Genomic DNA, 11763 nt, shown 5'->3' on the forward strand with positions numbered 1-11763 from the left:
CGCAGCATACGAACACCGTCCGTTCTATACAATAGTTACCTATATTATACAACATTAACGCGGTGTCGTCTTAAACAAAATCAACATAAAAAAGCTGTCGAGACTTTCTCGACAGCCTGGGCATCCCTTGGGATGCTCTTTTTTATTCTCTAAAATTAATTGCGTGAAAATAAAATCCTTTTGGTGTCCGTAAAGGTATAAGGTAGCGCGGCGCTCTTACAGCTCATGAACTGGTGAGCGAACCAGCACACTGCCGCTCCCTTCGATCCGCACAGCTCCACACCTTGCCAGGTTATCCGGACGGCGTAGCCGGCGCTTCCCTCTTCCGGAACGTTCACAGCATCCAGGAGCGCCGCTGGCGCGGCTATGAGCTGGTGAGCGAACCGGCACGCAGCCGCTCCCTCCGATCCGGACAATTCGCATAGCAGCCATTGGCAGAAAAAAAGGGTTGTCCCATAAGTCATGAAAATGACTAGGGACGTCCTGTTCTCCAATTGTAAAACAATAAGAAACCGTTCCTGGATAAAATGGAGGTACCACCCGACCATTTGAAAGGATATGGTTTCTTTGTACATTCAATATACCATTATGAGATAAAAAGAGGAGTTACGCAGGACTATCCCTCATCCATGTTATGTGGCTTTGTGGCCAGCCCCTCAATTAATGTCTATTAGCTCTTAAACCTTCAATAAATATGCGGTGTAATCCATCAAGAACTCGTTGGCTTGTAAAGCCTTCATCTTGGAGATGGTAATCGATATTGTGAAGCACGGCCAGCAGGGCTTCGATAGTATATGAAATGTCCACCCCGGATACGTCTCCCTGTTCAACGGCCTCATTTAGCAGAATTCTGCTTATATTGCGCATCCATTGACATAACGGAGATTGTAACGGACGATGCCCGGTTGAGGCCCGGCTGACCTCACAGAGCCAAGGAACTTTCGCCTCTAAAAAAGAGACATATCTTACGATTACATGGTAAAGCCGGTCCAAGGCAGCGCTTTCTGGGGATTGATCAAGAAATGCTTGAACTTCATCAAACAAGGGTTGGTATTCTTCATACGCAATCTCCTGACATATGTCGCCCTTATCCGAGTAGCGGCGGTATAGGCTTGCTTGTCCTACTCCAGCAGTCTTCGCAATCTGATGCATATTGACATTGTCAACACCGTTTTTGATGAAAAGTTCTCTAGCCGCCGCCAAAATTCGTCTTCGGTTTAACTCCTCTCTGGGAATTTTCAGAGAGACAGATTGCGATTCTGAATTCACCATAAACATCTCCCTTCATCATTAATTTAACTGTTATTTAACACGAAAAACGGACAATATGTCCGTTTTTCGTGTATAGGACATGTTGTCCGTCTTCATATTATAATACATTTCGTGAAAAATTAAAAATACATTCATTTGGGTGACCGATGAGCTTTTTTTTATTTCTTGGTATAGTGCTTTTTGTAAATTGGAGGCAAATGCGGTTCAATGCCCGATAGGTCCAGTTCCTTTAAACTTGCGATCGTATGAATAAACTGCTCGTATGCTTTTTTCTTGTCGCTCGTCGTATCTGTTCCGGTTTCGGTTGATGCTTTCCTGCTAACTTCAGAGTTAAGTTGCTTTTGATCCATAGATTACCCTCCATCAAATATAGTCAGGCTTACAAATCCGGATGTCTCTTGTGCCAGTCTGTATTCATTTCATAAGTATTGCCGATACCTAGTACTGTCGCTTCTTCGAAGGGGCGGCCAATCAATTGCATATTAATCGGCAGACCGGAAGGTGAGAAGCCGCAAGGCATGCTCAGGCTAGGCAAGCCAGTCAAATTGGTCGGAACCGTAAATGAGTTCAATCTGAATACACTAGCATCATCATCTGCACGCGGCGCAGTGATCGGTGTTGCCGGCGTCAACAAGATGTCGATTCCGGACAATGCATTCAAAAAATCATTGACAATTAGTTGCCGGGCCCGCTGAGACTGAAGGTAAATGGAAGCCGGAATATCTCTACTGCTTTCAAGAAACATTCGGACGTCCGGTCCATACTGTTCCAATTCTGTCTCAAGCCACTTCTCGTGGTTCGAGTACATTTCCGTCATCATAATGGTCATCGTCGCACTTCTAACATGTTTGATCAGGGGCAGGCTAACTTCGATGATTTCTGCTCCCAGTTCTCGGAATTTATTGATAGCGGCCTTCATCGCAGCTTCCACTTCCGGCATCAAATCCTCGTAATAGTAGCTTGTCGGCAATCCGATACGCACACCCCTGAGACCATTCGGATACATCTTGATACCTGGCGCAGGCAGATCGACAGTCGATTCATCCTTCGGATCGAAGCCAGACATCACATCCAAGCACAGGGACGCATCCATGACACAGCGGGTCAACGGACCCGAGTGGTCCAATGACCAGGCCATTGGAATGATACCATACCGACTGACCCGACCGTACGTCGGCTTCATCCCTACGACGCCGCACAAAGCAGCGGGTATGCGGATCGAACCTCCGGTATCCGAGCCTGTGCCCAGATAAGTAAGTCCAGCCGCTAAAGCAGAAGCCGAGCCGCCGCTTGAACCTCCCGTTACAAGTTCAGTGTTCCACGGATTGAGGCAAGGACCGAAGTGCGGGCTAGTTGTTGTCAATCCCGCTGCGAACTCGTGAGTCTGTACTTTGCCTAGCAGAACTGTTCCAGCCTCATGTAGCTTAGCTGCAACCGTCGAATCGTAATCGGGGACGAAGCTGTTCAATATTTTTGAACCGGCAGTTGTTCGGATCCCTTTAGTGTAATATAGATCCTTATGAACGATGGGAATCCCGTGAAGGGGCCCTTTGTACCGACCATGCATAATATCGCGTTCCGATTGCTTCGCTTGTTCAATCGCCAGTTCGGACGTTTGGGTAACGAAAACGTTCAGTTTCGGATTCAAACGTTCGATGCGGTGAAGCGCATGTTCTGTAATCTCTACCGGGGATATTTCCCTTGTTCGGATCCCCTCGGCCAGCTCATGAATAGCAGCAAAGGACAGTTGGAAATTTAATTTACTCATCTATTCATCCTCCGTATCTTCCGGACATGTCGTCCGTCTACCAAACTAATTACCATAGCTTCCGCTAGGATTTGCTTTTCTTGCGAATAAGTATGTCAGGATTGCCAACAGGGAAATGGTAAAATAAACAACAGAAAAAGGCATCTTTAGATCAATCAGTCGGCCGACCAGCGCAGGGCCGAATGCTCCGCCTAGGAGATAGGCCAGTGTGAAAATACCCATCCCCACACCCAGCTCAGCCGAACGGAGTGTCGTCGAAACTAAATTGCTGCTAGAGGTGAGGACACCGTTGAATCCAATCATAAGGATAATGATCAATAAAGCGTCGATCCATGGCGGCAAATGTACGGATACCCCCAGTAGTATAAATCCGCTGATGACGAGACTTTGCGATATGACGAGCACGCGGGAGCTTCCGAAACGATCTGTCCAACCTCCGATCCGGGATCCGAGCAAGGCTGAACAGGCGGCACCGGGAAGCATCAGCAGACCGATTTTACTAGTTGGTAAATGAAAGGAATTCTTCATCATGACAGGAAGAGTAAAGGTTAACCCCGTGTTGCATACGAAGGTAAGGAATCCAATCCCTAGAATTCGTCGGTAAGGAGCATTTTTCATGAAAGATGCATCGATAAATGGATGTTCTTTTTTCTGAATATGAGTACCGAACCATAGAAGAACTGCTGCTCCTGCAATGAGCATAAACCAATAGTTCGTAACCCCTAGCAATACCAACGCCAGTCCCGCGGAGAACAAAACAGCTCCGAGAAAATCGAATGAACCGCGGTCGTGTTTCTTGTCAGGAACATACTTGAATATCAAAGGGATAACAAATAGGCTCAGACTGGACACGATGAACAAAGCACGCCAGCCAAAGTATTGCTCCACGAAACCGCCGAACACAGGCCCGAAGCCGGAAGCAAAGGCAATTGTGGCGGATAAGGTTCCCAGCACCCGTCCCTTGACTGTAGGCTTAAAATACAGGGTTACTGCCGCATAAGACAGGGGAGAGATGGATGAGGCCCCTGCTGCCTGCAGCAGTCTTCCAATGATGACTTGCAAGTATGAAGCTGCAAAAAAGCCGATCATAGAGCCGAAAGCTAAAAGGATTAAACCAATGACATACAGCTGGCGAAAGGAAAAGGACTCCGTTAACTTGCCGTAAGTACCGGCGCCGATAGCCATCAAAATGCTGTAACCGACCATAACCCAGCTCACCTGCGAGGAGGTCAGGGCAAAGTCAGCGGAAATCGAAGGTATAGACAAATTAAACATGGTCATATTGATGTTTCCGAAAATAATGAGCAAGCAAAGTGTCCCCATTAATTTCCGCTCATTGCCGGATAAAGCCATTGATTGAGTATCCATAGGCTGTCCCTCCATTACAGGAAGTCAGGAAAGGTGCGGCATTTTTGCGCCTGATCTCTATCGTGTCCCAAGAAAACATAGGACGGCCGAACATCCTGAATTAACTCCTGCATGCGAGTAATCGATTTGGCAGCCATCTCTTGATCGAATGTCAAGAACGGTACGCTATTCTCGAAGTTCTCCCGAGTATAAGCAACATCAATTGTCAGTAGCACTGGACCCGACTTTTCCGTTGTGACAAGGACTGATTGATGGCCAGGGGAATGACCCGGAGTGAATAAAATTTGAACCCCCGGAATCAATTCATGGTCACCCTCAATGATTTGATATTGTAAATCGGGCAGCCTGCACTCTAATGGAGAGTAATCCTCATTGTTTATGGCCGCATCATACTCTGCCCTTTGAATAAGGATCGGCGTATTGCGGAAATGCCCGTTTCCCCCAGAATGATCCAAGTGTAAATGGGAGCTAATGACCATTTGAATATCGTCAGGTCGATAACCGACACGCTTTAACACATTTACGATCGAGTCGCCGTCAGACATGTTGGGGACGACGCGCCCTTCACGTCTAGTCCCCTTGTAGTAATCGGGATTGTTGATAAAAGCGTCGGGCATTCCCGTATCGATGAGTATCGGCCCGCTGGTCGTTTCCAATAGAAAAGACCACACAGGCATTCCGACTAATTTCCCGGGGGCAAGGGTTCGATTAACTGCCGATTGATCTAGGAAACATTCACCTACAGATAAAAAATACAACTTTTTGATATACATCCCAGTTTCATCCTTCATATTATAAATTCGGACAGTTTGTCCGTTTTGTTTTGATTATATCGGACAAATTGTCCGATGTCAATTTGTCATCGGCGGTTGGGCTTCGGCAAAAGCCTTACACCTGCAACAATACGCCAAGCTAAAGAATGTCGCCTAGGTGGAGTGCAAAGAAACAACGGGGCTGCGTTAAAGCCGCAGTGTACAAAAGCCAAGGGGATCGCGATATCAAAGTGAGCAAGAGTATTTGCGGCTAAAGAGCCACGCAAGACAAAAGCCAAGGACTAAGCGAAAACAGACCGCTTAGTCCTTGGCTTTTTACGATTATCATTCTATTTTTCTGGTGAGGGCGTTCAAATGTTTAGTTTTGGGACAGCCTCTTTTAACAAACTACCCGTTTACCCCGTGGTTGAAAGGTACAACTGTTTCAGTAGGAGAAGTAATTGGAACAATAGCGCTAAAAAGCGCAACTGCTAGGCACATAGCCGCCAATGCTTTTTTCATTTGTCAGCACTCCCTTTATAATATTTTCATATTGTTGTTGCTGCTCAGTTGTAGCTAATTTTCGCACTTTTTCATACATAGCAGTGGTTGTAATGAATTCCTTATATACATTCATAGGACACTCGCTTCGTTGTCATGTCCACATGCTTGTCCAGATGCTCTAAGCGGGGCAAGAAGCGTGAAAACCATTCGCCTAATAGAAAGCCTAGCATACCGCCCAAGGTATTAGCCAATAGATCGTCTACATCGAACACGCGATACGCATGGTCAAAAAATCCATATAGTCCTGTCAGCTGCGTCACCTCAAAGAAGAGGGAGAGGATAAAGGACAGAATCAGACACCATCCCCATCGTGCACGGAAATAATAACGTAAGAACATACCGAAAGGCATGGTCATCACAACGTTAAAAACGACTTGCAGAAAAGCGCGCTCCTTCAGCAAATGAACATAGCTGGAGGGATGGGCGGGTGAGATGGATGTTTCTCTTATAATGTCTTGAACGAACTGCAAGGGCATCAACTGCAACGCTCCCCCGGCTAATGCAGCATTATGACGCGATGCCGGAAGCGGTAGTATCACCAAAAAGAAGGCGTTCATCAAGTATAAAAGCATCAAGTAAAGCAGCCATGCTCTAGCCTTGTGAATATAGCCATGCCTTCGATATTGCACGATAAGGAAAGGCAGTGTAAAAACAATAACGCTGCAAAAGGAAAAGCAAGAAAGGCATACGAAACAGGAAACAGGTAAGATTGAATCATATGCTACTTACGCCTGCTTTCTCCGGAACTTCACCAAAGACCAGATGACCAGAAATGCCATGAAAGCCACGCACACGCTAATGCTAATGCGATTTTGCGGGTCAAGCAAGAATAGGAACGCAATGACCCATAGGCATCCCACTGTAACCGCCGTTACATAAGGGAATCCCCATATCTTGAAAGTAGGCTCCACTGGATAAGATTTGCGCAATTTCAATTGGGACAGACAAATACAGCTCCAGACGAGCAACACGACGAAGCCAGGTACAGCCATCAAAATACGGAACAGCCCGTCCTGAGCGATATAAGCAACCATGGAACCGACAATCAGGATTACAGCGCACAATTTGAGACTATTCACCGGAACTCCATTTGAAGATACGCGGGCGAGTGATTTGGGACCTTCTCCATTGACAGCGAGCGAATGCAGCATACGTGTAGCCCCGTAAATCCCCGAATTGGCGGCAGACAGTACAGCGGTGATCAGAATAAAGTTCATGACATGAGCCGAGCCTTGAAGCCCTACGGAAGACAATACCTGTACAAACGGGCTAGTATCCGCATCCAGTTGGTTCCAGGGAATCAAGCCACAAATGATGAGAATTGGCAACGTATAGAACAAAACAACGCGAAAAATAAAGCTTTTAACCACTCTAGGCAGTACTTTTTCCGGATTTTCTGTCTCCGTCAATGTCAGTCCAATCAGCTCGGACCCTCCGTATGAAAAGGTAACGACAAGCAGCGCTGAAAAGATAGCCAACCAGCCATTGGGTAGAAATCCGCCGTGCTGCGCGTAGTTGCTTAGATAAGGTGGAGTTTCAGTGGGAATAATCCCGAATAGTATACAGCCACCCAATGCGATAAAGATAATAATCATGGCAATCTTAATCCCCGCAAGCCAAAATTCCAGTTCCCCAAAACCGCCGACACTCAGCATGTTGACGACAATAATGAAAGCCGCACTCGCTAAACTGAGTATCCATAGAGGGACATCTGGCAACCAATATTGCAGGAAGCTTCCCGCAGCAATGACCTCAATGACACAGACAGCCAGCCACATGAAGCAATACAACCAGCCGATAATAAAGGAAAGTCGTTCTCCAAAAGCTTTGCGAATAAAATCCTTCATATTCATGTTGGGGTAGACGGTAGCCATCTCGGCAATTGCGCCCATAACGACCAAGAGCAAGAGTCCTGCGAAGACATAGGATAAAACAACTCCAGGTCCCGCCAAGCTAATCGTTTCGGTACTCCCTTTAAAAATTCCCGTTCCGATAACTCCACCCATAGCCATAAAGGTAATATGCCGTGGGAGCAGCTTTTTGTGCAAAGTTGCTTCATTTGATTTCAATATGAAATCCTCCTTCATAAAGTGTATAGCTTCAGCATAGCCCAAACAGGGTTACTTCAATTAGATTTATACTACATGAAAATATACAATTAGGAAATGAAAGAAATAGGATCTGATAGGGAGATTGAAATGGATAGAGGACAAACTGAGGAAAACAGAGGAAAACAGAGGAAAACAGAGGAAAACAGAGGCAGAATGCTGGCGCTGATGATTGCTCTATCTGCGGTCATTCTGCCTTTATTGTTCTGCTCGGCGGATATTAAGTGATCATGTAGGAGTATCGCATTGCGGTGAAGGATTAGCTCCGCAATATTCCTTTAGCCCGCACTTGCTTGAGCCAACCAGGAAACTCATTCAGCAGACGGTCGTACAATTCTGAGTCTGTCACGGAGTCAATGTCATCCAAGGCAAAGAAATCTGCATTATCTACTACGCGACCGCGCAGATTATCCAACTTTTGAAGGACTCCGAAATCAGCATGACCAAGACCAACAAATTGCCAGAAAATCGGAGTTTTCGAGCACTTGATCAGCAACTTTGATATTTTTTTTGTTTCATATACGCCACCGTCACTGAAAAAGATAATGTAGGTCGGGATTGTTTCATTGGGTACCTCTTTTGTATATTTTAAAATGATATCCTCTATCACTTCAGGCTCATTGTTACCAAATCCTATATTTCCGTATCCGATTTCCGGGAAATTTCGTTTTACGTAATTCTCGTAATCCCGTTCCGTGACGCTTGGAGCGCGTTTGGCTTTGTTCGCAAAAAACCATACGTCCATTTCACCGTCATCATCCATGCAGGCCGATACAGCCAGAACACGTTCGAAGGCTTTTTGCACGGTTCCTTTAGAGTACAGTTTCGCCATGGAAGCAGAAGCGTCTAATACAACCGCTACTCGTGCTTTTTCACGGTCTATCTGCTTCTTTTGGAGTGAAATTTGTACCTTCTGTTTAAGCAGATTAATTCTTCCATTCACAGGAGAAGGCTCCTTCACGCCGGCTTGATCAGCGGACGGTGCTGCTGGCGATTCCGTTTCCTCTACGGTGACACCATGAGCCTCGGCAAGCGGTTTCAGTCCTCCATTGAAACCGCGTCCAACTGCGCGGAGCTTGAAGCCAGATGTATGACGATATATTTCAGCGAAAACGAGAGACGTTTCTTTGGTGGCCTCGGTAATACTATAGGCGATATGTACCTGCATTCCTTGAACGGTCAATGTGCAGCCAACCACATTGGCAAAAGTACCTGGACCGTCCAGTGTGGCGGCAAACACACATTTTTCCACTCCAGTTCGTTCCAGTTCTTTGAGCGCTATAGTAAACTCAGTGGTTTTGTCATTCGGGCGCTGTAACCGTACATGGCCATGCGGGTCAGCGGGTTGATTGTAAAAAATGAAATAGTCATCTGAGGAAACCCTTCCGTTTGTTCCTACCATAAAACAGCTAACATCCAGTTCGGCTGGCGCATGCTCCCATGTAATTTTTACCCGCACTATCTCTTCTGTGCCTAAAGGAGCATTAGCTCCTGTACTTAATACCATTTTTGAACCACTCATGCTGTCAAACCTCCTATGTATTTTAAATCTTGTATTTATACAAATTGTACCATGGAAATGATTTATTCGCCTTGTTTCGAGCAGGAATTCGAGCAGGCATATTTGTCTCATGGTAGTAGACGAAGTAGAAGATGATATATAATGAGGTTGGTTTGGAAAAATAGTATGGTATTTATGAGCGGAGGCTTTGACAAGTGAAGCAGGATCGGAAAAAGCAGACAGGTTCCCACACCGGGACGGGCAAGGGGCATGAGGTTGAAGAGCTGAACAAGCTGTTATCCGTATGGCTCCATTCGTCGATCCGTGTCATGGATGTCCGGCACATTCGACAGGAATCGGAAGAGCTGCTTCAACCGTATCGTCTTCCAGCGCATGCTTTTGTTTTTGTGCTACAGGGTAGCGTGCAATTGGCTGGTGATTGGAAGGATACAACATATTCAGGGTACGTACTGCATGGCAGCAAAGGCTTTGAACTGAATATGAAACCCTCGAAATGCGGGATTGAATATATCCTTGTACTATATAAAGCGACTTCTCTATCGGGACACACGGTGTATAATCATCCTTCGCTAGCTCATGGTTTTGTACCGCTCTATCCGGTTATACTGTATCAAAAGCTGCAACTACTGGAACACGCATGGCAGGATCAAGAGGCGCTATCCAAGATACAGGCTCAGGGGCGGTTCTATGATTTTGCATATGAATGTATACGGCAATTGCAGGAACCGAAGACTCAAACTTCTGCGCGGGATATCGTGACACAGGCGATTCGATTTATGCAGGCCCATTATGCGGAGTCCATAACGTTGGAACGTTTGGCCGGATTGTTGGAATGCAGTCCGAGACATTTGACCCGGTTATTTAAAAAACAAACGGATTGTAGCCCGATTATGTACTTGATTCAACTGCGAATGGACAAGGCGAAGGAGCTTTTGCGGAAGACGGATGCCACTCTACAGGATATCGCTGCCAGTGTGGGGTACCCGGATGTCTATTTCTTTAGCCGGGCATTCAAAAAATATACGGGGGTATCCCCGGTCCATTACCGGGACAGCCTATATTCATCTGCTTTTGTGAGAGATACCAGTCTGGATAATCCATTAAGCATGTCCGAATGTTCCATTGATTCGATAAGTGGCGCCCTGCATACTGTTATTGAGGATAATAATCATTATCAAAATCATGATGAAGGGATTTTACGAATGAATAGAAACGCAAAGCATTCCATGGCATTTATTTTATTGCTTAGTTTTACCCTGCTGCTCAGCGCGTGCTCAGGCACATCCAGTCCTACGGCAACCGATGGTGCTTCGCAAGGGACCAATAATACATCAGCGGAACCAACATCACAGGAAAGGGTGCTGAAGGATGCACTTGGGCATGAGGTGAAAATTCCGGCTCAGCCTCAGCGTGTGATCGCTTCTTATCTGGAGGATCATCTGGTTGCGCTGGGGGTTAAACCTGTAGCCCAATGGTCGGTAGGGAAAAATTCAGTTCAAGGTTACCTGCAAAAAGAACTGAAGGACGTTCCTACCATTGCTTCAGATCTTCCGTTTGAGGCGGTTCTGAACTTCAAGCCTGATTTAATCATTATGGACAGTGCGAGCATGGTGGAAGGCGACAAATATAATCAATACTCTAAAATTGCTCCAACCTACGTGGTAGGCAGTAATATGAACAATGATTGGCGCGAAGAGCTGCTGACCGTGGGTGAGGTACTGAATAAGAGCAGTGAAGCGAAGCAGGCATTGAGCAACTACGACAAAAAAGCAGCAGAGGCTAAAGCCAAGCTGAGTCAGACGGTGGGACAAAAAACTGCAGCGGCATTATGGGTAACGGATAAAAATGTGTATGTCGTAAACCAGAATCTATCCAGCGGTGATGTATTGTATAAGGATCTGGGATTCAAGATTCCACAAGTCGTACAGGAGATTTCGAAAACGGCTAAGGCGAACTGGAGTAATTTATCGCTGGAGAAGCTGGCCGAGCTGGATGCGGATTATATCTTTATCGTGAACAGCAAAAACGTAAGTAAAGAAGATATTGTAAAAGATCCTGTATGGGCGGGAATTCCAGCCGTTAAAGAAGGCCACGTATACGATTTTGGTAAGGATTCCAGCTGGTTGTATACAGGGACAATTGCAAACAGTCAAATGATTGACGATGTTCTGAAAAATGTAACTAAGTAATCCAAATGGTAATCAAAAAACGCTACTCATCTTGACGACAGTATGTCGCAGGAAGGAGAGCGTTTTTTTATAAAAAGATGTCTGCATAGAGCAGACATCTGCAGGCTGTCGAGAAAGTCTCGACAGCTTTTTTATGTTGATTTTGTTTAAGACGACACCGCGTTAATGTTGTATAATATAGGTAACTATTGTATAGAACGGACGGTGTTCGTATGCTGCG

At 45.9% G+C, this 11763-nt stretch carries 10 protein-coding genes and 1 pseudogene; 2 read left to right on the plus strand and 9 right to left on the minus strand.

The features are described from left to right. Positions 1-216 precede the first annotated feature (216 nt). The 8 genes and pseudogenes from AC6EJC_RS26435 to AC6EJC_RS26470 all read right to left on the minus strand — a co-directional run bounded on the left by AC6EJC_RS26435 (position 217) and on the right by AC6EJC_RS26470 (position 7793). Positions 217-390 carry a hypothetical protein gene (locus tag AC6EJC_RS26435; RefSeq protein WP_444956475.1) on the minus strand — a complete coding sequence of 58 codons (174 nt, stop codon included), beginning with the start codon at positions 388-390 and terminating at the stop codon, positions 217-219. Positions 391-660: 270 nt separating this feature from the next. Further along, positions 661-1272 (minus strand): TetR/AcrR family transcriptional regulator, encoded by a 612-nt coding sequence (locus AC6EJC_RS26440; RefSeq protein ID WP_103049446.1) that lies wholly within the window; start codon positions 1270-1272, stop codon positions 661-663. Between the two features lie 158 nt (positions 1273-1430). Then, the gene (locus AC6EJC_RS26445) at positions 1431-1622 is read right to left on the minus strand and encodes a hypothetical protein (RefSeq protein ID WP_029515917.1); all 192 of its coding nucleotides are present in this window, start codon (positions 1620-1622) and stop codon (positions 1431-1433) included. Positions 1623-1651: 29 nt separating this feature from the next. Beyond that, positions 1652-3040, minus strand: a complete 1389-nt coding sequence (locus tag AC6EJC_RS26450; protein ID WP_444956476.1) for an amidase — start codon at positions 3038-3040, stop codon at positions 1652-1654. A 45-nt stretch (positions 3041-3085) separates the two neighbouring features. Next, complete coding sequence (locus AC6EJC_RS26455) at positions 3086-4408, minus strand: MFS transporter (protein ID WP_444956477.1); 1323 nt, start codon at positions 4406-4408, stop codon at positions 3086-3088. A gap of 14 nt (positions 4409-4422) precedes the next feature. After that, positions 4423-5181, minus strand: coding sequence for a quorum-quenching N-acyl homoserine lactonase AiiA (aiiA, locus tag AC6EJC_RS26460; protein WP_103049449.1), 759 nt, complete (start codon positions 5179-5181; stop codon positions 4423-4425). Positions 5182-5795: 614 nt separating this feature from the next. Continuing rightward, a pseudogene (locus tag AC6EJC_RS26465) lies at positions 5796-6442 on the minus strand (VanZ family protein); the annotation flags it as partial. A 7-nt stretch (positions 6443-6449) separates the two neighbouring features. Next, positions 6450-7793, minus strand: coding sequence for an amino acid permease (locus AC6EJC_RS26470; RefSeq protein WP_444956478.1), 1344 nt, complete (start codon positions 7791-7793; stop codon positions 6450-6452). A 129-nt stretch (positions 7794-7922) separates the two neighbouring features. On the opposite strand from AC6EJC_RS26470, the gene AC6EJC_RS26475 reads away from it, so the two are divergent. Continuing rightward, positions 7923-8060, plus strand: coding sequence for a hypothetical protein (locus AC6EJC_RS26475; RefSeq protein ID WP_444956479.1), 138 nt, complete (start codon positions 7923-7925; stop codon positions 8058-8060). Between the two features lie 31 nt (positions 8061-8091). On the opposite strand, the gene AC6EJC_RS26480 is transcribed toward AC6EJC_RS26475, so the two are convergent. Beyond that, a complete protein-coding gene (locus AC6EJC_RS26480; RefSeq protein WP_444956480.1) occupies positions 8092-9354 on the minus strand; it encodes a VWA domain-containing protein in 1263 nt (420 codons plus the stop codon). A gap of 194 nt (positions 9355-9548) precedes the next feature. Here AC6EJC_RS26480 and AC6EJC_RS26485 point away from each other — a divergent pair, with 194 nt between their 5' ends. After that, a complete protein-coding gene (locus AC6EJC_RS26485; RefSeq protein ID WP_444956481.1) occupies positions 9549-11543 on the plus strand; it encodes an ABC transporter substrate-binding protein in 1995 nt (664 codons plus the stop codon). The last annotated feature ends 220 nt before the right edge of the window (positions 11544-11763 follow it).

The sequence above is a fragment of the Paenibacillus sp. TY11 genome, assembly GCF_059772165.1.